Annotated in this window: 23 protein-coding genes and 1 pseudogene; 21 read left to right on the top strand and 3 right to left on the bottom strand. The window is 24.3% G+C overall.

Annotated features, from left to right (window positions below):
• Position 1: 1 nt before the first annotated feature.
• From AACK89_RS02350 to AACK89_RS07660, 9 genes and pseudogenes are all read left to right on the top strand, one after another.
• Positions 2 to 994: a lipoate--protein ligase gene (locus tag AACK89_RS02350; RefSeq protein WP_338975246.1), complete on the top strand. Its 993-nt coding sequence runs from the start codon at positions 2 to 4 to the stop codon at positions 992 to 994.
• Between the two features lie 88 nt (positions 995 to 1,082).
• Positions 1,083 to 1,802 carry a hypothetical protein gene (locus AACK89_RS02345; protein WP_338978987.1) on the top strand — a complete coding sequence of 240 codons (720 nt, stop codon included), beginning with the start codon at positions 1,083 to 1,085 and terminating at the stop codon, positions 1,800 to 1,802.
• A gap of 2 nt (positions 1,803 to 1,804) precedes the next feature.
• Positions 1,805 to 2,509 carry an ABC transporter ATP-binding protein gene (locus tag AACK89_RS02340; protein ID WP_338978986.1) on the top strand — a complete coding sequence of 235 codons (705 nt, stop codon included), beginning with the start codon at positions 1,805 to 1,807 and terminating at the stop codon, positions 2,507 to 2,509.
• Positions 2,510 to 3,373: 864 nt separating this feature from the next.
• The gene (locus AACK89_RS02335) at positions 3,374 to 6,064 is read left to right on the top strand and encodes an endo-beta-N-acetylglucosaminidase (protein ID WP_338978985.1); all 2,691 of its coding nucleotides are present in this window, start codon (positions 3,374 to 3,376) and stop codon (positions 6,062 to 6,064) included.
• Between the two features lie 411 nt (positions 6,065 to 6,475).
• Positions 6,476 to 6,922, top strand: coding sequence for a hypothetical protein (locus AACK89_RS02330; RefSeq protein WP_338978984.1), 447 nt, complete (start codon positions 6,476 to 6,478; stop codon positions 6,920 to 6,922).
• Between the two features lie 256 nt (positions 6,923 to 7,178).
• Entirely contained in the window at positions 7,179 to 8,243 is a 1,065-nt protein-coding gene (locus AACK89_RS02325) for an alpha/beta hydrolase (protein WP_338975252.1), read from the top strand.
• A gap of 74 nt (positions 8,244 to 8,317) precedes the next feature.
• On the top strand, positions 8,318 to 8,653 hold the full coding sequence (locus tag AACK89_RS02320; protein ID WP_338978982.1) for a hypothetical protein: 336 nt from the start codon (positions 8,318 to 8,320) through the stop codon (positions 8,651 to 8,653).
• Between the two features lie 37 nt (positions 8,654 to 8,690).
• On the top strand, positions 8,691 to 9,728 hold the full coding sequence (locus tag AACK89_RS02315; RefSeq protein ID WP_338978981.1) for a lipoate--protein ligase: 1,038 nt from the start codon (positions 8,691 to 8,693) through the stop codon (positions 9,726 to 9,728).
• A 1-nt stretch (position 9,729) separates the two neighbouring features.
• Positions 9,730 to 10,712 (top strand): annotated as a pseudogene (locus tag AACK89_RS07660) (NADH-dependent flavin oxidoreductase).
• A gap of 4 nt (positions 10,713 to 10,716) precedes the next feature.
• Here AACK89_RS07660 and AACK89_RS02300 read toward each other — a convergent pair.
• Positions 10,717 to 11,816, bottom strand: a protein-coding gene (locus tag AACK89_RS02300) for an IS3 family transposase (protein ID WP_338978978.1) whose coding sequence is annotated in 2 segments (ribosomal slippage) — positions 10,717 to 11,573 and positions 11,573 to 11,816 — 1,101 coding nt in all. Because the reading frame shifts where the segments join, the coding sequence is not laid out codon by codon here.
• A gap of 95 nt (positions 11,817 to 11,911) precedes the next feature.
• On the opposite strand from AACK89_RS02300, the gene AACK89_RS02295 reads away from it, so the two are divergent.
• From AACK89_RS02295 to lpdA, 6 genes are all read left to right on the top strand, one after another.
• Positions 11,912 to 12,145: a hypothetical protein gene (locus AACK89_RS02295; protein WP_338978976.1), complete on the top strand. Its 234-nt coding sequence runs from the start codon at positions 11,912 to 11,914 to the stop codon at positions 12,143 to 12,145.
• 29 nt (positions 12,146 to 12,174) lie between these two features.
• Positions 12,175 to 12,615 (top strand): peptide-methionine (R)-S-oxide reductase MsrB, encoded by a 441-nt coding sequence (msrB, locus tag AACK89_RS02290; RefSeq protein ID WP_338962616.1) that lies wholly within the window; start codon positions 12,175 to 12,177, stop codon positions 12,613 to 12,615.
• Between the two features lie 362 nt (positions 12,616 to 12,977).
• Positions 12,978 to 14,135, top strand: coding sequence for a thiamine pyrophosphate-dependent enzyme (locus AACK89_RS02285; RefSeq protein WP_281749245.1), 1,158 nt, complete (start codon positions 12,978 to 12,980; stop codon positions 14,133 to 14,135).
• 2 nt (positions 14,136 to 14,137) lie between these two features.
• On the top strand, positions 14,138 to 15,178 hold the full coding sequence (locus AACK89_RS02280; protein ID WP_338978975.1) for an alpha-ketoacid dehydrogenase subunit beta: 1,041 nt from the start codon (positions 14,138 to 14,140) through the stop codon (positions 15,176 to 15,178).
• Between the two features lie 30 nt (positions 15,179 to 15,208).
• The gene (locus AACK89_RS02275; RefSeq protein ID WP_338978974.1) at positions 15,209 to 16,510 is read left to right on the top strand and encodes a dihydrolipoamide acetyltransferase family protein; all 1,302 of its coding nucleotides are present in this window, start codon (positions 15,209 to 15,211) and stop codon (positions 16,508 to 16,510) included.
• A gap of 16 nt (positions 16,511 to 16,526) precedes the next feature.
• Complete coding sequence (gene lpdA / locus AACK89_RS02270; protein WP_338978972.1) at positions 16,527 to 18,023, top strand: dihydrolipoyl dehydrogenase; 1,497 nt, start codon at positions 16,527 to 16,529, stop codon at positions 18,021 to 18,023.
• Between the two features lie 66 nt (positions 18,024 to 18,089).
• Here the strand turns inward: lpdA and AACK89_RS02265 are convergent, their stop codons facing one another.
• Together AACK89_RS02265 and AACK89_RS02260 are read right to left on the bottom strand one after the other, a co-directional pair.
• Positions 18,090 to 18,434: a hypothetical protein gene (locus tag AACK89_RS02265; RefSeq protein ID WP_338978970.1), complete on the bottom strand. Its 345-nt coding sequence runs from the start codon at positions 18,432 to 18,434 to the stop codon at positions 18,090 to 18,092.
• Between the two features lie 236 nt (positions 18,435 to 18,670).
• Positions 18,671 to 19,648: a hypothetical protein gene (locus AACK89_RS02260; protein WP_338974992.1), complete on the bottom strand. Its 978-nt coding sequence runs from the start codon at positions 19,646 to 19,648 to the stop codon at positions 18,671 to 18,673.
• Between the two features lie 1,101 nt (positions 19,649 to 20,749).
• Between AACK89_RS02260 and AACK89_RS02255 the strand changes: the two genes are divergently transcribed.
• The 6 genes from AACK89_RS02255 (at position 20,750) to rplS (ending at position 24,168) form a co-directional block, all read left to right on the top strand.
• Positions 20,750 to 21,622 (top strand): hypothetical protein, encoded by an 873-nt coding sequence (locus AACK89_RS02255; protein WP_338978969.1) that lies wholly within the window; start codon positions 20,750 to 20,752, stop codon positions 21,620 to 21,622.
• Positions 21,623 to 21,882: 260 nt separating this feature from the next.
• The gene (rpsP, locus tag AACK89_RS02250; protein ID WP_338978967.1) at positions 21,883 to 22,257 is read left to right on the top strand and encodes a 30S ribosomal protein S16; all 375 of its coding nucleotides are present in this window, start codon (positions 21,883 to 21,885) and stop codon (positions 22,255 to 22,257) included.
• 31 nt (positions 22,258 to 22,288) lie between these two features.
• Positions 22,289 to 22,528 carry a KH domain-containing protein gene (locus AACK89_RS02245; RefSeq protein WP_338962636.1) on the top strand — a complete coding sequence of 80 codons (240 nt, stop codon included), beginning with the start codon at positions 22,289 to 22,291 and terminating at the stop codon, positions 22,526 to 22,528.
• Position 22,529: 1 nt separating this feature from the next.
• Positions 22,530 to 23,045 carry a ribosome maturation factor RimM gene (rimM, locus tag AACK89_RS02240; RefSeq protein WP_338978965.1) on the top strand — a complete coding sequence of 172 codons (516 nt, stop codon included), beginning with the start codon at positions 22,530 to 22,532 and terminating at the stop codon, positions 23,043 to 23,045.
• Positions 23,038 to 23,799, top strand: a complete 762-nt coding sequence (trmD, locus tag AACK89_RS02235) for a tRNA (guanosine(37)-N1)-methyltransferase TrmD (protein ID WP_338978963.1) — start codon at positions 23,038 to 23,040, stop codon at positions 23,797 to 23,799. Before rimM ends, trmD begins: the two co-directional genes overlap by 8 nt.
• Before the next feature lie 3 nt (positions 23,800 to 23,802).
• Positions 23,803 to 24,168 (top strand): 50S ribosomal protein L19, encoded by a 366-nt coding sequence (gene rplS, locus AACK89_RS02230; RefSeq protein ID WP_252319419.1) that lies wholly within the window; start codon positions 23,803 to 23,805, stop codon positions 24,166 to 24,168.
• Positions 24,169 to 24,232 lie beyond the last annotated feature (64 nt).

Here is a 24,232-nt window from a genome sequence, read left to right as displayed (position 1 = left end):
AATGATTTATTATATTAATAATAGCAAAGACCCATATTTTAATTTAGCAGCCGAAGAATATTTGATTACTAATCCTTATATAACTGATGAAATCTTATTATTATGACAAAATAATAATACTATTGTTGTTGGTAGAAACCAAAATACAATTGAAGAAATTAATAATGAATATGTAAGAACAAAAAAAGTTAATGTTGTACGAAGATTATCTGGTGGTGGAGCTGTTTATCAAGATTTAGGAAATTTAAATTTTACTTTTATTTTTGATAAAAATAAAGATAATGCTCGTAATTATGCTCTTTTTACAAAACCAATAGTTAATGTTTTACAAAGTCTAGGTTTAAATGCTCAATTTAGTGGTAAAAATGATATTTTAGTTGATGATAAAAAAATATCGGGTAATGCCCAATATACATATAAAAATCGAATTTTACATCATGGTACTATTCTTTTTAATGTTGATATGCAAATGTTACCAAAAGTATTAAAACCTGATTTGGATAAATTAAAATCAAAAGGTATTAAATCAGTACAAGCACGAGTAACAAATATTTTACCATTATTAAATCCACCAATAACAATTGAAGAATTTCAAAATTTAATTATTGAACAATTAAAAAGTACAAAAAATACAAAGATTATGGAATTTTCTGAAAAAATGATTGCTGATATTGAATTATTAGCAAATACTAAATATCGAACTTGAGATTGAGTTTATGGTAAATCTCCAGATTTTGATTTAAAGCATAAAACACTTTTTCCTAGTAAAGGAACTATTCACGTTTGAATGAATGTTAAGGCAGGAATTATTGAAAATATTAAAATATATGGTGATTTCCTAGGCTCAGCAGGTACTACTAGTTTAGAAAAAAAACTAGAAAAACAAAAATATAATTTAGCAACTATTACTAATATCATTGAAAATGCTAATATTAATGAAATTTTTGGTGAAAATTTTCTTGTTGAAGAAATCATAAAAAGTATAATAAAATAATGAATAAAATTCTTATTTATGATATTCTTACTTTTATAACTAATATTAAAGAGGAAATATGAAGAAATATTTATGGATTTTATTTATAATGTTTATTTTTATAACACCAATTAGCAATGTTATTACATTTTTAGTAAATAATAGTTTTGATCAAACAAATAGTATAAATGATATTCTTTATCCAACACGTGGTTGACCAAAAAAAGATAGAAATCAATTAAATGTTTGACAATTTTTATATCAAGATGCTATTGATAAAGTAGGTAAAACTAATGATGATATTGTTAATGGTTTTAATAATTTTTATCTTGCTGAATTTGATAAATACCGTGATTCAGCAAGTAAAAATGCTGGTAAACCTGGCTATGATGAAATTGGTATACCAACAGCAGATATTAATGATTATATTAATAATAAAATTATTCATTCACAATCAATGCAAATATACATGGCCTTAACATTGCGAACATATTTTATTGAGTTTACTATTAATAAAATTAATGATCCAAGTAGTAATTATATTAATGCAAATGAATATTTAAACTTATGAGTTATGAAGTATTTTGAAGCTGGTTTTTATTTTCAATGAGTAAAAATTTGAATTCAAGATTTAGGTAGAACAATTGAAAAATCAATTGATATTGATTTTTATACTTTTGATAAATATGTGGAACGAAATAACAAAGGTGAATATATGTGAACCATTGCCAATACAGTAAAGCCACTATTAATTTTGGATTCTGATATGAAAAAAATGTTTAATCAATTATATGAAGAAATTTTAAATAATAATTTACAAGGAAAATAAAAATGATTATTCTAGAAAATATAAGTAAAAATTATGGTAAAAATCAGGTTTTAAAAAATATTAATTTAGAGATACCTGCTTCACAATCACTTGCTATTTTAGGTGCTAATGGTTCTGGTAAAACTACTTTGGTTGAAATAATTTCACAAGTTTTAAAACCAACATCAGGTAAAGTATTATTTCTTGATGATGTTGGTAAAAAGGTTAGTCGGAAAATTGGTGTTCAATTTCAAGAAGGTTATTGACCAGTTGGTACACGAATTATTGATTTAATTAAATTTTATAAAAATAAAAAATATATTAAAAGTGAAGAAGGCAAAGGATTAATTGATGTTTTTGAGTTAAATGATATTTTGAAAAAAGAAATTTCTTTACTTTCGGGTGGTCAAAGACAAAGATTTAATTGTTTTTTATCAATTTTAAATGATCCTGAAATTTTAATTTTAGATGAGTTAGTTACTGGTTTAGATTTAAAAATGCAAATTAAACTTGTTAATTTTATTAAGTCATGAAAAGAAATTAAAAAAATTAATTTATTAATTGTTTCACACACACCAGAAGAAGTTGAATTACTTTATGATCGGGTAGTAATTTTAAAAAATGGTGAAATTTATCAAGACCAAAGTATTGATGCAATTATAAAAAAATATGGTAGTTTACGTAAAATAATGGTGGAGTATTATCAAAATGAAGTTAATGGTAACTAAAGAATTATTCAAACAAAGTACTGTTTCTAAATTTTCAAGACTTTTTTCTTTAATTTCAAAAGTAATTTTTGTAAATCCTAGAACTTACATTTTTGTATTTTTATTAGGTTTTTTAATTTCTGCATTATCATCATGATTATGAAATAATTATAGTTACTATCAAATTTTACCTCCCATTTTGTTAAATTTTTTATCAATATCAGTTTTTATTTCATCTTTTTATTTAGGAATATTTATGATTGAGTGGCGAAAGAAAAACTTTTTAAAAAGAATAAAAATAATTGGTATTAATGAATATTATATTATTTTAACAATTTTTTTATCAAATTTAATAATGGTATCATTATCAGTAAGTATTAATATTATTTGTTATAATATTTATTCTTTAATTTCAATATTTAATTTTCATCTAAATTTGCTTTCTAATATTAGATGATTTATTTGAATTTTCTATATATTTGCTATGATATTATTAACATTTTTTTAAAAGTTGCTAACATATTTATTACAACATTTTTCCCTAAGTTTAATTTATCATTTGTAATGCTTGCTGTTTTTACCATATTTTTCATTATTTTTTCGGATGTTTTAATTCAACCAACAGTAACTAACAATAATTTAATATTTATTATTATTGATTATTTGTGTCCAACTAAATATTTTATTTGGTTTAATATGTTGATTACTTCATATCAATTTTTAGATCCACTAGGAATAAGTCAAATTATTCAAAATTATAATGAAATATCATTTGTTGTTTTTACTAGTATTTGGCAAACATTAATTGGAATCTTGATATTTACTATGTTGTTTTCTTATTTATCAAAAAGATTTTTTAATTGAGGAATGAAAGGATAAAAAATAATGAAAAAAATATTATTACTTTTTGGTGTTTTTAGTTTAATTTCTGCTCCTGCTAGTTTAGTAGTTGCTTGTAATATTGGTAGTTTAGATGGTAGTGATTATTTAAATGGTTTACCAAATTTTGACTGAACAAATTCAGATTATGGAGATGGTATTAATTTTGATAATACTAACTCGCAAAATATTATTAATAATATTGGTAATATTAATGATTTGGGAAATGTTAAACCAAGCAATACTGGTCATTATTTAAATTATTCAAAATTTAATACTGGTTTTCAATGAACACAAAACATTAAAAAACAAGCAGTGACTGGCGTTCCTTTGAATAAAGGTTTTATGCCTAATGGTAATTATGCTTCTGATTTTGGTATAACTTCTTCAGCTCGAAAATATTTAAGAATGAATTCAATTTTAGATTGGAATCCACAAAAAGACTATGATGCAAAGTATAATCGAGCAACAGTACCTTTACAGAAACGTCAATTTGTAGCAACATACAACTCAAGTAACCAAGATGAGAATATTAATTATAATCAACTAAGATTTTCAACACGAAAACATCGTACTTTTGATAATACAATAGTAGGGACAAAAAATCCATTTGAAAATACACCATTAAATTGACAATATACTAATTATTTTATTAATTGATCAGGTTCTTGATTTGAAGGGCCAATTGTTCCACCACCAGCTGATGTTATTGATAGTGCACACATTAATGGAACACCAATATTTGGTAATCTTTTTCTTGATGGATATCATGGTTTAACAAAAGAAATGTTAAAAGATTTTCTTAGCAAAAATAGTGATGGTACTTATAAAATAGTTGATATTTTAATTAATATTGCTAATTATAATGGCTTTGATGGTTGATTTATTAATAATGAATCAAACGGCGCTGCTCCCAATGGTACAGTTTTAGGTTATAATGTTATGGCCGAAATTATTAAAGAATTTAATTATAAAGTAGATACTGCTAGTGATCCAAATATTCAAGCATTAAAAATAATTTTTTATCGTAATGGTGCTACAGTTTCAAAAGGTGTTAGTGGATATAATGATATAGAAACATTAAAAATGGCAGATAGTGGTTATCGTAAAACTAATGGTGAAGTTACACCAACTGATATTCAATTAACTTTTGGTGAAACACCAGATAAAACAACATCATTTTTAACAGATTATCCAAATTATAGTGGTAAAAATTTAAATACTATTCTTGATGCTGGAGCTAATGCCCAATTTTTTGGAAGTTATGATTTTCGACAATTAGGGTATGCAGAAACAATGATTGCTGGTAAACCTCAATATAATAAAAATGTGTATACTGGAATTTCTGATTTTTTAGATAATGGTGCTGGAACATTTGGATCTTATGCTTATAATTGAGCTAAAAATCATAATGTTAATGGTACTAGAGCTTATTTATTTGCGACACAAACAACAAATTTATTTAATAATATTCAATTTTCAGGAACAAATACTTTTATTAGAAATAATAATATTGGTATGCAAGCAAATAATAATGCAAATGATTATCAAGGTTGAAATGCAAGTGATAATTATCAAGAGGCAGCATTTATATCGGATCCTAGAATAAAAACTGCAGTTACTAAAGGAAAACCAAATCCATTTGTTAAAGATACTATTTATAATTATTTAACTAATAATGGTTATAACTCATCAAGTTATGGCATTGGTGATTTAGTTAAAGAACGAACTACTTTATTTGATGATAATCAAATTTTAAATAAGAAAACTAATTTTTCAATGGGTAGTGGTATTAAATTTGTTAATCATGATCAAAATGGTAATAGTATTGTTGCTAATGATTATCCATGAACAAATCGTAGATTAACTGATATTTTACCAACTTATCAATGAAAAATTTATGATGATGCTCATCCAGAACAACCATTAGATATCTCTAAAATTTCTGGTTTTTATGATTATGATCAAGTGTATGAAAAAGGAAATTCAATTGCTATTGGTTCGGGTTTTAATGAAGAAGGTAGTATAATTAATGGCGATTGAAATACAAGTAAAGTTTATGATTGAGATATTATGGGAACTAATTTAATTAAAAATGACCATCAGATCAGTTTTATTTATAATACTAATGGTGATAATAATGCTAAAGTTAATTTTTTAGTTACTACTACTGATCAAAAATCGTTAATAGCAAACCGTCAAACTTTTTCACCAAATAATGAAGAAGAGTTACAAGGTGGTTGAGTTAAAATTACTTTGGATTTAAAGAAAATTGGTGGTATTAATACTTTTAATCGTATTTCTAAATTAGGATTACAAATTAAAGCAACTAATAATAATTTTAAGTTTAATGTTGGTGAATTTGAAATAAATAGTCCAACAACTAATAATCAAATCAAAGAAAATACAGTAATTTCAAATCCAAAATCAGAATACGTAATTAATCGAACAGTTAATAATCAAATACTATACAATGCTCGTTTTCAATGAGATGCTGTTAATATTGAAAATTTAAGTTATTATGCTATTTATTATTTTGATGAAAAAAAATGATATCGTGTTGGCGAAACTAATCAAAACTATTATTTTTTAAAAAATTTAAAATCTATTCATAATCAGTTAAAATTAATGATTAAACCAGTTTATAACAATAATGTTATTGCTCAACAATCATTTGTGTTTAATATAGAAATTTAAATGTGAAATATGAAAAATAAAAATAGTATAGTAATTTTTAGTCATTGTATAAGTTATATGTTTAAAACAATTTTAAAAACATTTAGAACTTATATTTACTTTTTAATAATGCCCGTTATTTTACTTAGTTTAGTTTATTTTTTAACATCACAGTCAATTATTAAATATAATCGTTATATTATAGTTTCTAGTTATATTTTATTACCAATATTATTTAATATTTTTTTAATTGGTCATCTTATTTGTCAATGACGCGAATCAGTTTTTTTAAAACAATTACACAATTTTGGTATCAATAAGATTGCATTTATTTTAAGTTTATTAATTGTTATTTTTGTTATTTCTTTTTGTACAGTATTTATATTACTTGGATATTTATTTTTTCTTGATCAGTTACAAGGAACTAATATCATGACAGTATGAATATTAGCAATGAAAACTTTTTCACAATGATTTGGTCTTATATTTAGTATTAGTCTAAATATTATTGTTATTTTTTTCTTGGCTTTATTAATTTCTGGTTCTATAAAAAATCCTTATATAATTCAAACAATTAATATAATTATTTTTTTAACTTCTATTTTATTTGGTGACTTTTTTATTGATATGACATATACAATTTCAACACCAACCATTATTATTGGATATTTTGTACCACAAAAATATATAACTTGAATTAATTTTATTTTTTATAGTCAAAGTGATAAAAATTATTATAATTTTTTTCAGATTGTTCCTTCAGTTGATTATAAACTATCATTCACCAATATTTATCAACCAGTATTTTCTTGCCTAACATTTATTGGTTTGTTTGCTGTTGGATCATATTTTTCTTTTTTACATGGTACTAGAAAATAAGCAATTAAACAAAATATATTCTTATTTTTTAATTTTTAAAAATACAATAAGTTTATTTAAATATTGAATAATATATTATTTTTATAATTAAAAAAAGAAAAATTATAAAATTTAAAAATAGATCTTGAAAAAAAATATTTTTTAAGGAAAATTAGATTGTAACAAAAAAAGGACATGGTACATAAGAAATAAAACTAGTTATTTTTTAATCAAATATGGATTTGATACAAATTTTTTAGATAGGAGAGACCGGGAAATGAAGGTAATAAATGATTCTGTTAGTGACGAAATTTTAATGAATGGTTATCAAAAATTTTGTTATTCTTTTAGCAAAATTTTATTAGTTATTTTATTATTTCCTTTTGTTTATTTTTATTCAAAAAAATATCAAAAACAATTTTTTAAATTTTGTTTTACTTATCAAAAAGAAGGAAATGTTAAAATTAATGATGATCAATTAGTTGATATTAATAGTTTTGATTATCATTATTATGATTGTAAGATTAAAGAACTTAATAAATATGGTTATCCAATTGATTGAAAAAAAGAAAATTATCAAGAATTTGTTATTAAAAATAATAATAATGAAGATATTAGTTGTTTAGCTGTTATTCAAAAAAATAAAAGCAAGAAATGAGTTATTGGTTTTCATGGTTGAACTGAAAATAAATATTTAGCTTTAAGGTTAGTGTCTTGATTTTATCAAGAAGGATATAATATTTTAACATTTGATAGTGTTGCTCATGGTAAAACTTATGGTCAATATAGTGATACTGGTCTTACTTGTGCGCAAGATGTTAATTGTTTAATTAATTGATTAAAGACTAATTATCAAGTTGAAACAATTGGTTTAATTGGTAATAGTATGGGTGCATCAACAATTAATTATTATTTGTTGAATTATGCACCAATCAGTTCAATTAATTGAGCAATTACTGATTGTGGATTCTCTAATTTACTTGTTCAATTTCGTTACGTTATGCAATATCGTTATAAAAAACCTTGATGATTAATTAGTAATGGTATATCTAAAAGATATCAAAAATTTACAAATACAAATATTTTAGAATATGATTTATTAAAAAAACTAAAAACAGGATTTAAAGTTCCTACCTTATTAATTCATGGTAAAAAAGATGATTTTGTCCCATTTTTCATGTCAAATGTTATTCATAATTTTCAAATTAAAGGTAATAATAAAAATTATAATTATTTATTTTTAGAAAATATTGGTCATGTTGAAACTTTGCCAAATGCTCATCAAACTTATATTAATGAGATAAAAAATTTTATTAATAAATATGAAATGAATAATAATTAGATAGAGTTAAGAAAAGTTACTATAGTCTTAATTTATTCATTGAACATTTCTTATTTTATTTTAGGGGGTAAAAAATGAAAAAAAATGCAAATTGTTTAATAATAGAAAAAAAAGATAATATATACATAATTAGTCCTACACCCAAATTACAAGATGATATGGGTATGGCGTGTTATGTTAAATATAATAAAGAAAATGATGTAGTTAATAAAAATGATTTAGTATTAACAGTAGAAGCTTCAAAAGCTATTTTGCATGCGCGCAGTCCACTAACAGGAAAGGTTTTGGAATATAATCAAAGAGCAATTGAAAATCCAACTCTTTTCAATTCAAAAAAGTCTAAAGATAATTGAATTTTGAAATTAACAGATGTAGTTGAAAAAGAATTTTTAGAACTTGAAGATAATTAAAATTGATTTACAAACTTAATAAAATTGGAGGAATATTATGATTTTAATTGAACCTATAAGAAATGGTAAATATATCAAAGATGGAGCTTATGCTTTAGCGATTCAAGTATGAGCACTACATAATTTAAAAGTAAAAAACAAAACGATAATATTTCCTTTTATTTGTGATCCTCATATTCAATTGGGATATTTTCAAAATCCAGAGGTTGAAGTTAATAAAGAATATTTGGATAAAAATAATATTCCAGTTGTGCGTCGTGATACTGGAGGAGGAGCTATTTTTATTGATTCAAATTCAGTAAATTTTTGTTTTTTAATTCCATTAAATTCTAATACTAATTCGATTTATGCTAATTACCAAGAATTCTATAAGCCAATTATAAAAGTGCTTAAAGATATGGGGATTAAAAATATCATGCAAAGTGGAAAAAATGATTTGACAATTAATGGTAAAAAAGTTTCTGGAGCAGCTATGTTAAAAGAAGAAAATATTATTTATGGTGGTTATTCATTACTTTATGATATTGATTTGGATGCTATGATCTTGGCACTTAAACCAAGTCGTAAAAAAATTGAATCAAAAGGAATTAAATCAATTAATCAAAGAGTAGATAAATTAAAAAATCACCTTAATGAACAATTCAAAAAATTAACTATTTTTGAGTTTAAAGATGAAATTATTAAACGATTGATGAATGTAGAAAAAATAGCAGATGTTGAACGATACGTTTTATCAAATGAGCAATGACTAGAAATTGACAAGTTAGTTGATCAAAAGTATAAGAATTGAGAATGGGTTTATGGTTTAAGTCCCCGCTATCAATATAATTGTGAAGCACGTTTAGAAATTGGAACAATGAATATTTCATTAATAATTGATAATGGTAAAATTAAAAGTTGCAAAATTAGTGGTGATTTTTTTGCTACAAAAGATTTAACTATTTTTGAGAAAAGTCTTGAAGGTACTAAAATGATTAAACAAGATTTAAAAATAAAATTACAAGAATTGGATATTTCTTCATATTTTTTTAAGAAAATAGATAATGACCAATTGTTAGAATTAATTTTGAGTTAACATGAATAAAAAATATTCTAAATTATTTTCACCAATCAAAATTAAAAATTTTGTTTTTGATAATCGGTTTGTGCTTTCACCAATTACCTTAAATGTTTCTAGTTATGATGGTTTTGCTAGTAAAGAAGATATTGATTATGCTCTTAAAAGAGTTCATAGTGCATACTTAGCGATATCTAGTGCTGCTTATATTAATTTAGAGGGACAAATTTTTGAATTTGGTTTTTCTGCTGCTAATGACGAACATATTGATTCATTAAAACAAGTTGCTAATGCTATGAAATCAAAAGGTGCAAAAGCTATTTTACAGTTAGCACATTCAGGTCGTTTTTCTATAATTAGTTTAAATCGTTTAGGTTATGTAGTTGGACCTTCTAAACAATCTTTTATGTATCCTTTTCCACATGAAGTTCAAGAACTGAGTATTAAGCAAATCAAAGAATTAATTAAAGATTATCAAAAAGCTACCTTAAGGGCTATTGAAGCTGGTTTTGATGGTGTCGAAATTTCTTCAGCACAAAAACTTTTAATTCAAGCTTTTTTTCAGTAATTAGTAATCAAAGAAATGACATTTATGGTAATCAAAATTTAGAAAATCGTTCACGTTTGGGATTAGAAATTTTACAAGCAGTAAGAGAAACAATTGATAAGCACGCTAGTGAAAATTTTATTTTAGGATATCGAGCTACAGCTGAAGAAACTAGAGGTCAAGAAATAGGTTATCCAATTGAAGATTTTTTACAATTCATGGATCAAGTATTAATAAACATTAAAATTGATTATTTAGCACTAGCCAGTTGGGGAAGAAATATATATAAATATAAAGTTCAATCTCAGGGGAAATATTTTAATCAATTAGTGAATAAAGTTGTTTATCAACACATTAATCAACGTATTCCTATTATTGTGAGTGGTGGTATAAATAGTCCTGATAAATGTTTAGAAGCTGGAATGGCAACCCTTTTTAGGACTATTTTTTGGTAGACATTTATTTTTGATAATTAACTGGAGTTAAGTAGTTTAAAGTGCTGTGAATTCTTATGTTGTTATATCAGTTGATGTAATCAAATAATTCTAATTTTAATTGGATTAATGATGTAAAATTTTTATCATTAATAAATTCAATTTTGAAAGTTTTAAAAGTTGCTTCAGCAACAGCGTTATCATAAGGACAACCTTTTTTGCTTAAAGAGCGATTAATATTGAATGCTAGTAAAAGTTTATCAATAATTTTATTATTAAATTCATTACCGCGATCACTATGAAATATTTGAATATCTTTTAAACAACGATTTGAGTGCATAAATGCTTGATGTACTAATGATGCATCTTTTTTAGTACCTACACTATGTCCAATAATTTCGCGGTTAAATAGGTCAATTAATAGGCAAATATAGTTTCATTTACCATTAACTTGAACATAAGTTAAATCACTAACAATAACTTCATTTTTAAGCCTATTATTAAAGTTTCTATTAACGATATTGGTTATTTGACTATCGTTGACTTTATTATGATGATTTTTGAATGATAATTTAGTGTATTTTGATATTAAATTATGTTTATTCATAATTTCTTTAATTTTTCTGCGTGACAAATAAATATTCTTTTCTTTTAGAACAACTTTTAATCTTCTTGTTCCATAAACTTCTTTATTTTCTTTAAAAGCACTAATAACAGCTTCATCATAAATATTATTTTGTTTTTTTTCTTTTTCCTTTAAATTAAAATAATATGTTGATTTAGAAAGTTTTAAAAAACGACACATTGTGCGAATTTTATATTTAACTTTATTTTTAGCAATAATTTCTATTTTCTGCCTATTATTAGTGATGCTTGCTTTAAAATATCATTTTCCATTCGTAACTGTTTTAATTCTTTTCTTAATTTAATTAATTCATTTTCTTCAATAGAACGATTATCTTTAGTTTTAAAACTGCCTGAATTAGTAAATTGCTTAATTCAATTATAAGTAGCTGCTCTTGTAACATTGTACTCTTTAGCAAGACAAGACACTGACTTACCGCTTTGATATAAAGCTACTATTTGTTTTTTAAATTCATCGGTATATGAGTTAATATTGGCCATAATTATAGTTCCTTTCTTTTAACTAATTTGTTCACTTGTCTACGTAATTAGTGTCCAATAAAGTGTAACCTATCCAAGCCTTAGAATATGGGGATATGATAGGATTATCTTCTGTTTTTGTAGCCGAACCTGATTTTGTTAGAAAAATAAAAACTATGCAAATTGATAAAATTAATTTACATATTACTGAAAAAGATATTGAAAAATTAGCTATTCCTAAAACTGCTTTTAAGGAAATGGTTAAACTTATGGATTATGGTGAAAGTTTACCTAAAGATACTAGGGATGAGTTAAGAAAGTTAGAAAATAATTATTCAACTAAAAATTAATATTTTATTTAGAAAAAGGTAATAAAAATATGAAACAAAAATGAAAAATTAAAACTATTAATGAGTTAACTACTTTACAATATGAGGTCATTATAAAATCAGTAACGGAACTTCCTTTTAAAAATAAATATTGAGATAATAAGGAAAAGGGGATTTATGTCGATATTTTATCAGGTGAACCATTATTTGCATCATCAGATAAATGTAATTTTGGTCATGGCTGACCAAGTTTTACAAGACCAATCAGTGAAATAGTTATCCTTAAAAAGGAAGATAACACTAATCTAATGTTGCAGCGTACTGAAGTACGTTCTAAAAAAACTGATATTCATTTAGGGCATGTTTTTAAGGATGGTCCACAAAAAGAAGGCGGTTTACGCTATTGTATTAATTCAGCAGCTTTACGTTTTATTCCATTATCAGAAATGATTACAGAAGGATATGAAGAATATTTATCTTACATTAAATAAAAATATTTTTATTGTATATTTATTATCTTGATAATGTTTTATGATTATAAATTTTATTATAAAGTCCTAATTTTATTAGGACTTTATGTTGTAAAAAAATAAATAAACAACGATATTATTATTTGAATTATTTTTTTATTTTGTTTATTGTTAGAATATATTTTTCATTTTTACATGATAATAGGAAATAAAAAAATACGATATTAATAAAACGGGAGATAAATTAATATTTTAGTACAAATTATCTTGAACCAACAATTATTAGTAGTATAATGAAAAGGTATGTTCATTCATTATTTTAAAAATTAGTATAATTAAAAGTGTAACTGCAATTAGCTAAAATATTTAGGAGGAAAATTTAAATGTGAGTTGAGAAATTTGATAATCCCCAAAAAGAAATTTTTCAAATATTAAATGAAAAAGGAGTAATTAATCCTAATTTTGTTGATTATTTAAAAAAATTTGATAGTAAGGTTTTATTAAAAGCATATGAAAACATGTGTTTTTCACGAATACAAGAACAAATGCAAATGGAATTAAACTATGAAAAAGATGAAAAAGGACAAGTTAAATTAGTAAATGGAATTCCAAAAGTAATCGGAAAAGTTATTAACTTTTTATCTTCAAAAGGTCAAGAAGGTGTTGAAGTTGCTTATGCTAGTTGTTTACGACCAGGTATTGATTGATTAGTACCAGCCTATCGTAATAATGCAGCATGAATTACTGCTGGATATCCAGTTGAAAAAGTAATTCAATATTGATTAGGAAATGAAATGGGAAGTCAAATGCCGAAAGGTGTTAATATTTTACCAGTTAATATTCCAATTGCTACTCAATATTCACATGCAACAGGTATTGCTTTTGCTGAAAAATATAAAAAAGATAAAGGAATTGTTATTACTACGATTGGTGATGGTGGTACTTCTGAAGGTGAGTTTTCTGAAGCAATTAATTTTGCTGCTATCCATAAATTAGCTGTTGTTTTCTTTGTTGAAAATAATCAGTGGTCATTAGATACACCAACTGCTAAAGCAACAATGAGTCCAACTTTTGCACAAAAAGGAACAGCATTTGGCGTACCTAATATTCGTGTTGATGGTAATGATTTTTTTGCTGTTTATTATGCTACACAAGAAGCAATTGAAAGAGCAAAAAAAGGTAATGGTCCTTCATTAATTGAAGCTGTTACTTATCGTCAAAATGCGCATTCTGCTTTTGATATTAAAAAAGATTATTTTTCTGCTGAAGATTATAAAATTGAACAAGAATGATTAAAAAAAGATCCAATTGATCGTATTAGAGAATATTTAAAATCAATTAAACTTTGAGATGACAACAAACAAGCAGAATTAGATAAACAAATTACTAAAAAGGTTAATGATGCAATTACTTGAGCATTAAAAAATGAAAATGTTTCAATTGATGAAATATTTGATTATACATATGAAAAATTAACACCACAATTAATAGAACAAAAAGCAGAAGCAAAAGCTTTCTTCAATGAAGGAGAGAAAAAATAATTATGAAAAGAAATAATGTGCAAGCTATTACTTTAGCCTTAGAATTAGCAATGAAAAAAAATCCTAATGTTGTTGTTTATGGTGAAGATGCCGGTAATGTTGGTGGTGTTTTTCGAGCAACTAAAGGTTTACAAGCAAAATTTGGCGTTAATCGTTGTTTTGATGCACCAATTGCTGAAGCAGTTATTGCTGGTAGTGCCGTTGGAATGGCAATTAATGGTTTAAATCCAATTATTGAAATGCAATTTTCAGGATTTGCTTTCCCTGCTTTTCAACAATTGTTATGTCATGCTGCACGAATGAGAAATCGTTCTCGTGGTAGATTCACTTGTCCAATGGTAGTACGTATGCCTTCATATGATTGAAATAACGGTAATAATGGTGCTTTGGAGCATCATTCAGAAGCAATTGAAGCTTTATTTTGTCATATTCCAGGTTTAAAAGTAGTTATGATTTCAAAACCTAATGATACTAAAAAATTATTATTGGCAGCAATTGAAAGTCCAGATCCTGTTATTGTTTTAGAATGTTTAGGAACTTATTTCAATAGTTATACTAGCAATAATTATACATATGATGTTAGAGAAGAAGTTAGTGATGCTTATGAAGTGGCTGTTCTTGGTAAAGCTAAAGTTCTTAAAGAATATAAGTCTGAAGAAAAACCTGATTTAACGATTGTAACTTATGGTTCAAAAGTTTATGATTGTGAAGCTGCTGTTAAAATTTTAGAAGAAAAAGAAAATTTTAAAATTGAATTAATTGATTTACAAACATTACAACCATGAGATGAAGAAACAGTTGTTAATTCTGTTAAAAAAACAGGAAGATTATTAGTTGTTTCAGAAGCGGTTCGTTCATTTTCAGTTGCTTCAGAAATTATTACCGTTGTTAATGAAAAGTGTTTTGAATATTTAGAATGTCCTCCAACAAGATTAACAGGTTATGATATTACTGTTCCACTGTCTAAAGGTGAAAAATGATTTATAATTAGTCCAGATAAAATTATGGAAAAAGTTAAACTAATGATGAATTATCCAGTTTAGTTAGTTGTTTAAAGAAAGGAAAGTGAAAAGATGGAATTGAAGTTTAAAGATATGGATGGAATCGATGAAGTTACTGTAACTCAAATTCATGTTAAAGTTGGAGATAATGTAAAAAAAGGTGATAATGTTGTTGATATTGAAGCAGATAAAGCTTCAGATAGTATTAAAGCCGAAGCGGATGGTAAAGTTTCTAAGATTCTTGTTAAAGAAGGAGATAGTATTAAATCAGGTGCTGTTATTGTTGAGTTTGGTGGAACGATTAGTGATAATAAAAGTCCTTCATCAACAAATTCTTCACCAAAATCTGAATCAGTTGCTAGTACATCTAAAGTATCACCAGTTGAATTACCAAAACAAAATGTGCAACCTATTCAACAAACGGGTAAAGTATTAGCAACACCATTAGCACGTAGAATGGCTCGTGACTTAGGTGTTGATATGGGAACATTTAAAGGAACTGGTCCTCGTGGTAGAATTTTAAAAGATGATTTATTAAATGCCAAGAATGGTGGTACAACAACCAGTACTACTGCATCAACAACACCTATTAATTCAATATCTTCAGTTTCTGCCACAACTATTAGTTCACAAGGTATTAATGTTACTAAAATCGAAAGTTTTGGTAATGTTGAACATTTACCATTATCAGGAATTCGTAAGGCTGTTGCTAATCAAATGTCATTATCAGTTTATACAGCACCACATGTTAGTTTAATGATTAATGTTGATGCTGAAAACTTAGTACAATTACGTGCAACTTTAAAAGAACCAGCGGAAAAAGATCCAGATGGTAGTGCTAAATTAACATTTATGCCATTCTTTGTAAAGGCTGTTGCTAAAGCGTTAAAAGAAGAACGATTTAAATTACTTAATTCAACTTTGAACATGGCTAATAATGAAATTCTTGTTAAAAAATATTATAACATTGGTATGGCAGCTGATACTGAAAAGGGTTTAGTAGTTCCTGTTATTAAAAATGCTGATCAACTTTCATTATTTGAAATAGCAAGACAAGTTAATTCATTAGGTGATAAAGCTCGTAAGGGGCTATTAAAAGGTGATGAAATGCAAGGTGGATCATTTACTATTACTAATTTTGGTTCAGCAGGAATTGAAATGGGAACACCAGTTATTAATTATCCAGAGGTAGCAATTTTGGGTCTAGGGATGATGCAAAAAAAACTAATTATTGCTGATGGTAAAATTGTTGAACATAAGTTCTTTCCATTATCACTTTCAATTGATCATCGTGTTATTGATGGTGCACCTGCTGGTTATTTCCTTTCTCGACTTAAAGAGTTATTAGAAAATCCAACATTAATTTTAGCTTAAGGAGAAAATGTAAAAGATGTCTAACTATGATTTTGATTTAATAATTATCGGGGCAGGCCCTGGTGGTTATGTAACAGCGGCTCGAGCAGCAAAGATGGGTTTAAAAACTGCAATTGTTGAAAAAGATAACTGAGGTGGAGTCTGTTTAAATGTTGGATGTATTCCTACTAAGACGTTACTAAAGGGCGCAAAAGTTTTTCATTATATTGAAAATGCTGATAAATATGGTGTTGCTATTAAAGATAAAAAAAATATTGAAATTAATTGAAAAGTAATGCAAGATCGTAAAACTGGTGTTGTTAAAGGTTTAACTGGTGGAGTTGGCTTTTTAATGAAAGCTAATAAAGTAGAACAATTATTAGGGATTGGAAGTGCTATTGATAAAAATACGATTTTAGTGAAAGCTAAAGATGGTAAAGAAAAGAAATATACTACTAAATATATGATAATTACTACTGGTTCAAAAGTAAAAATGTTTGATAATCCTAATGGTCCACAAGGTTTAAGTGAAAAAGATTTAAAAACAAACCAAACATTATTAACTTCGACTGAAATTCTTTCTTTAAAAGAAGTTCCAAAAACACTAACTATTATTGGTGGTGGTGTTATTGGAATTGAGTTTGCTTGTTTATTTAGTACACTTGGTACTAAAGTTACTATTATTGAATATTTAGATCGTATTTTAGCATTACTAGATGAAGATATTAGCACAACTTTAACTAAAATTCTTGAAAAAAATGGTGTTAATATTATTACTGGTCATAGTGTTAATGAATTAAAGGATAAAACTTTAACTTATTATGCTGCAACCGATAAAGAACATAAAAAACCATTAACAGTAACTAGTGACTATTGTTTATTAAGTACTGGAAGAACGCCGATTACTGAAGGTTTTACTAATTTGGGAATTCAAATTAAGCCTAATCAAGCATTTGCCGTAAATAATAAATTGGAAGCTTTAGATGCTAACAATAATGTTATTGATAATATATATGTAATTGGAGATGCTAATGGTCAAAGAATGCTTGCTCATGTTGCATCAACACAAGGATTAGCAGCGCTTAATAATATTTTAGTTAAAGAAGGTAGAACGGATGCTGATAATCATCCATTGAAAGAGCAAGAAGTAGATTATAATAAAATGCCTAGTTGTATTTATTCATTCCCAGAAGTGGCAAGTGTTGGTTTAACTGAAACTGAATGTAAATCTTTAGGTAAAGAATATTTGATGAAGAAAATACCATTTACTATTAATGGTAAGGCATTGGCTGATGGTGAGACTGATGGTTTTGTTAAAATAATTATTGATAAAAAATATGGAGAAATCCTAGGTGCTCATATTTTATGTTCAACGGCTACTGATATAATTGCTGAAATTGTTAATATTATGCAAACGGAAGGTACTATTGTTGAATTAGCCTCTTCTTGTCATCCACATCCAACAATGTCAGAAGTAGTTATGGATGTTGCACAAGATTTAGAATTAGAATGATACAAAGTTAATAAAAAATAGAAAATAATAAAAATGTACCTTTAAATTTTTAGGTACATTTTTATTGTAAAATTAATATAATATTGATTAAAAAGTATTGCTTCTTCTTTTTTTATCAAAAAAATAATTAGTGGTATTACTGTTAATTTCTTTTTGTAAATATTTATTTCATGTAGTTATTTGTTCAAATTGTATATTTTCTAAATTTTCATTACATAAATTATTATTTTCTGACGTTCTTTTTTTAAATAGTGTTTGAAATGTTTTTACTTCATTTTGTTGAATTTCTGTTTTATCTTTATCTTCTAATAATTTGCATATAATGCTATTTTTTTCTGTTCGGCATTTAATAAAAATATTTTCTTTACATTTCACTGCTTGTTCTCAATTTTTATCTTTTTCAATATCAAAATCATATTTATTTGTTGACATTTTATTATTGTTCCTTTCAATATAAAAAAATGTTAATTATGTCACTTTGGAGAAAAAACCAATAGTAGTGACAAGTTAATTTTATAATGATATTTAAAAATATTTATATTTTTAAATATCAAGATTAGATATAAAAAAAATAATATATATTTTGATTTATGTTTTTTAATTTGTATAAAAAAGTGTAAAAAAATTACTTTAATTTTCTAAGTAAAAAATTAAAGTAATTATTATTTTTAAATAACCTTATTAATTTGATTTTTTGTTTTATATTCAACAAATATTTTTTGAAAAAGAGGATCTGTTAAAACATTATTTAATACTAGTTGTTCATATGTTTCATAGTTGTGATTTCTTTGCACATAATATGTTTCATAAGCAAATAAGTGCATAATCATATTACCAATGGTAGGATTACTTTCTTTGTTATTTTTTCAAAGTATTTCTTGTAGTTTAATACCGTGTTTTTTAAATAACATATTCATTGAATGTTTTATTTTATGTGGTCTAGTTAATATTAATTTTTCAATGGCACTACTAATATTAAGACCATTAGCAAATATATCATCTAAACTATGAATAAAATTTCTCAATTGAATTAATTCAAGATCTTCAAATAATTGTTCATTATCTTGCAAAATTTTTTTCATTAATAACATTTTAACATGACTATCATTTTGTTCAATATAAATAGGAATTTTAATCATATTAGTGAAACTTCTAATGATTGGAATTAATTCTTGTTTAAATTGATAGCCTAAATGGTAGTGAATTATAAAAAATAATAATAAAAGATTTTCATATATTTTATTTAAATTCAAAAAGGTAAGTGATTTTTTATGTTCATCTATTGTTTTAATAAATGACTGATGGAATTGAGTGATAATATTAATAATATCTTGTGAAGTATTTTCCAAACATACGTTTTTAAAATTGGTAAGTATAGTTTTTTTATATATAAGATTTGCATTATTAAATTCTTTTAAAGCATTTTTATAATAATCTGTTGTGAATGTTTCTGAAAGTTCTTTTTGTAAACTATTAATTTTTTCTTCATCACAAAGAATAACTGCATCTTGATAGTTTAAAAATAAAACAATTCAATTTATACACATTTTTTTTTGATCAACAGTTAAATTTGTATCAACGAAACATTGGAATAAAGCACCGCCAGTTTCAATGATACACTCATCAGCTGTTTTGTTAATTAACATTATTTGGCACCTAACTTTCTTTTTTTGTAGTTTTAATAATTTAATTAAAAAGTGTTTTAAGGTCAACTATTTTCTTTAATATTCTATCATTATAAATGACTTTTTTTAAATTTTAGTAAAAATTACCAATTTTAATATTTTTTTAAACAAGTTAAAAAATGACTATTAACTTTAGTTTTTTAAATGACTTGAAAAAATATTTAAAAATTTTTTAAATCATTAGATAATCAGATGTATTTTTTTTGTTCAATAGTTAAGTTTGCATCAATGAAACATTGAAATAAAAAACTCTATTTTAATGATGCAATTATTAGTTGTTATATTAATTAACATTATTTGGCACCTAACTTTCTTTTTTTGTAGTTTTAATAATTTAATTAAAAAGTGTTTTAAGGTCAACTATTTTCTTTAATATTCTATCATTATAAATGACTTTTTTTAAATTTTAGTAAAAATTACCAATTTTAATATTTTTTAAACAAGTTAAAAAATATTATTAACTTTAAATTCTAAAATGTTATTTTTAAAATTATTTAATGATTTTAAAGTAGGTTATTATTATTATATTTATATAACATCAACATATACTTTAAAATTGAAGTAATGCTCATATTTTATCTCAAATTCTTTATACAAGGGAGTCTAATAATTTTTAAATAAGTATAATTTGTTATGCAAGTTTTTTATAAACTTTTATATTTTTTCTAATTTTTTAAATATTAATTTTATAATCAAAAACTTAGTTAAACACTTATGGGACAAGATGTGATAGTGTGAATCTTGTATTCTTATTCTAACACATAATATTTGAAACTTCTTCTTTTTGGAAATTATTATTAATTGTAAAAAAAACTTTAGTATTAGCGATAATTATTGGTTAAAAGCATTTTTTACTATAAATTAATTATAAAATAGATTATTAAAATCGTAGTATTTTGACTTTAATAAGAGTAAAAAACTAATTTTATGAAAAATAAATAAATTTTGTAAAACAAAAAATAATATGTACAATATAATTATTAAGTTTAATATAAGTTTTTTACCCATTGCTTTTTTTAAGTAAATGGGTTTATTAATAAAAAAAATAAGAGGTAAAGAAGAATGATAAATGATTTAGTTAATATAAATAAGTTTATAAAAAGTTTAAATACAAATAATATTAATAGTATAGATTTGATGCAACAATATTATTATCATGAAATAAGAGAAAATATAGAAATATATAATGAATTAATTGAAAAATTAAACAATATTTTTTCATTATTTAATATAACTATAGAAGAAGAACAAAAATATAATAATTTTTTTATTTTTTTAAAAGAAGAAATAATAAAAACTAAGAAAAAATATCAGGAAAATTATAAATATGAAATAGAACAAATTGCCAAAATTTTAGATCAAAATCAACAAACTATTGATAATTGTTTAGTAGTCAATAATAAATGTAGTAATATTATTACAAGTTTAAATAATAAAAAAATTAGTAAATGAAAAAATAATTTTTTAAAAATTATTACTTTTGGTTTTTGAGATTGAAATAAAAAAATAACAGTTCAACAAGAAGAATTAGAAAATTATAAAATTAATAATGAAGAATTGATAAAAGCGAAAGAATTAGAAAATGAAAAACTAAAAGAAGAAAAAACTACTATTTTGATTGAAAAACTAAAGAAAAATATGTTTGAAATAACTAGTGTTCTTGCAGAAGTTGACATTTTAGAAGAAGAATTTAAAAAAATGCTCAGTGAAAAAACTAATAATGAACCTGAATGTGAAATTGCAGAGGAAGCAATTGAAGTACTAAGTAAAAAAAGAAGGTCATTTTGTTCACAAGATAGTGGTTTTGACTCAAATGCAAGTAGCGATAGTGAAGAATCTTCTTATCCAGAAAAATTAAATCCATTTATTAATGATGATGATGTAAGTTCTCAATCAACCAGTATTTTTAGTAAACCAATTTTGCCAAAAATATAAATAGATAAATGTAGTTATTAAAATTAACAATTATTTTAATAATTAAATATTAATAAATAAATTATTTAAATACTTATATCAGTAAGTGTTTTTAATAAAAAAACTTATTTATTTAGAAAAAATATGTAACTTAGTAAAAATAAAGAAATTATTATTTTAAAATCTTTTTATCTGTTAAGTATTTTAACTTGACATCATTATGTGAATAAGATATTATTAAAAAGGTTTATTTGCCACAAATTAATAGAAGGAGGTAATTTATGGTTAAATTACGCTTAATACCAACAGGAAAAAGTAAATCAGTGCAACCTAGTTACAGAATTGTTGCGATTGATGCAAGAACAAAACTTAATGGTAGATATATTGATAAATTAGGTACTTATAATCCAACAAGCAAAGAAAAACAAGTAACTATCAATGAAGTAAAAGCATTAAAATTTTTATCAAATGGTGCTCAACCAACAGAAACTGTTCGTAGTTTATTATCAACAGAAGGAATTATGACTAAATTTCATAATTTAAGACAAGAGAGAAAAAGTAGCAAACCTAAAAAAATAACAAAAAAAGTTACTGTAAAAAATAAAAAAACTGCTACTACTAATTCTATTAAAAAAGAAGAAGCACCTGCTACTTAATATTAAAATATGCTACAAGTGATTAATTAATATGTATGTAACATTGTTAGAACATTTAATTGAACCAATTTTACTTGATAAAATTTGTGAAGTTGAGATTCGCGAATTAGTAGAAAAAAATCACTATGATTTAATATTAATGGTACCAAAATCATTAATATCAGTATTGATTGGTAAAAAAGGAAATACTATTCGTGCATTATCAACAATTATTGAAAGTAAAGCATATTTAGAAAATAATACTATTAAATTAGTAATTAATGAGTTTTAAGATGAAATATTTAGAATTAGGTACTATTGTTAATACTCATGGTCTTATTGGTGAAGTTAAGGTTTTATGTAATTATTATGGTAATAAATTTTCATGAAAAGAAAAAACAACAGTTTATTTAGAAGAAACTAAACAACTAACACCTTTAATTATTTCAAGAGTAAGAAATCATAAGCAGTTTTTATTATTAACATTTGAAAATTATAATACTATTGAGTTAGTAGAAGGTATGAAAAATAAAAATTTAGTTATTAATACTGAAGAAATAATTAATGACAACTTACCTTGATTTTATGAAGATATTCTAAATTATGAAGCATTTGATGCTAATAATAATGCTTTTTTAGGAAAAGTTATTGCTTTCTTAGATAATAATCATCAAGGTTTATGAGAAATAAAAATGACTAATAAAAAAACCTTTTTTATTCCTAATAATAAAGTATTTATTAATAAAATTAATAAAGAAGAACAAAAAGTTTATTTTAATATTATTGAAGAATTAATTAATAATGACTAAAAACCAATTCACAATTATAACTTTATTTCCCAATGCTTTTAATGATTTTATGCAAACATCAATTATCAAACGAGCTATTACTAAAAAACAAATTAGCATTGATATTATTGATATTAGAAATTTTGCTAATAATAAACACCAACAAGTTGATGATGCTCCTTATGGTGGTGGCAATGGTATGGTTTTACAAGCAATGCCAGTAATTAATGCTATTAATAGCGTAAAACTTAAATATCCTGAGGCTAAAACAATTTTACTTAGTCCACAAGGTCAACAATGAAATCAACAATTAGCTTATAAATATAGTCAAAAAAATATTAATTATATTTTAGTTTGTGGTCATTACGAAGGTATTGATGAACGCATTATGTCTTATATTGATGAAGAGATTTCAATTGGTGATTATGTATTAACTGGTGGTGAATTACCAGCAATGGTTATTATTGATTGTATTACTAGGTTAATTCCTAATGTTATTCAACATCAATCTCATCTTAATGATTCTTTTAATAATTCATTATTGGATTATCCAACATATACAAGACCAGAAGAAGTATTAGGTATGAAAGTTCCAGAGGTTCTAATTGGTGGTCACCATGAAAAGATAGCAGAATATCGTCATCAACAAGCATTAATTAATACTTATAAAAAAAGAATTGATTTATTTAAAAAATATCAATTATCTGCAAAAGATAAAATAATAATTGAAGAATATAAATCTTCACTTAAAAAAAATAAACGAAAGGAGAAATAAAACATGCAAAATGCAATTATTAAATTAGTTAGTGAAAGTCAACTAAATCATAATCTTCCTAATTTTAAATCTGGAGATACAATCCAAGTATTTTCTAAAATTAAAGAAGAAAAAAAAGAACGTATTCAAATGTTTGAAGGGGTAGTTATTGCTCGCAAAGGTTCAGGAATTACGCAAAATGTTATTGTTCGTAAAACTGTTGGTGGTAAAGGTGTCGAAAAAACATTTGCTTTACATTCACCATTAATTGATAAAATTAATGTTATTCGTAAGGGTAAAGTAAGAAGAGCACGTATTTTCTACTTACGTAAATTAAGCGGTAAAGCTGCTAGAATTAAAGAAATTAAAACAGTAAAACCTGTTAAATAATAATTAAACCACCGTTATTAAAATCAATGGTGGTTTTCTAAATTGATATAAAATAATAATAAAA

The sequence above is a fragment of the Spiroplasma endosymbiont of Panzeria rudis genome (assembly GCF_964019705.1).
Lineage (GTDB): Bacteria > Bacillota_I > Bacilli_A > Mycoplasmatales > VBWQ01 > Spiroplasma_E > Spiroplasma_E ixodetis_A.
This window is presented reverse-complemented; position numbering and strand designations above follow the sequence as displayed.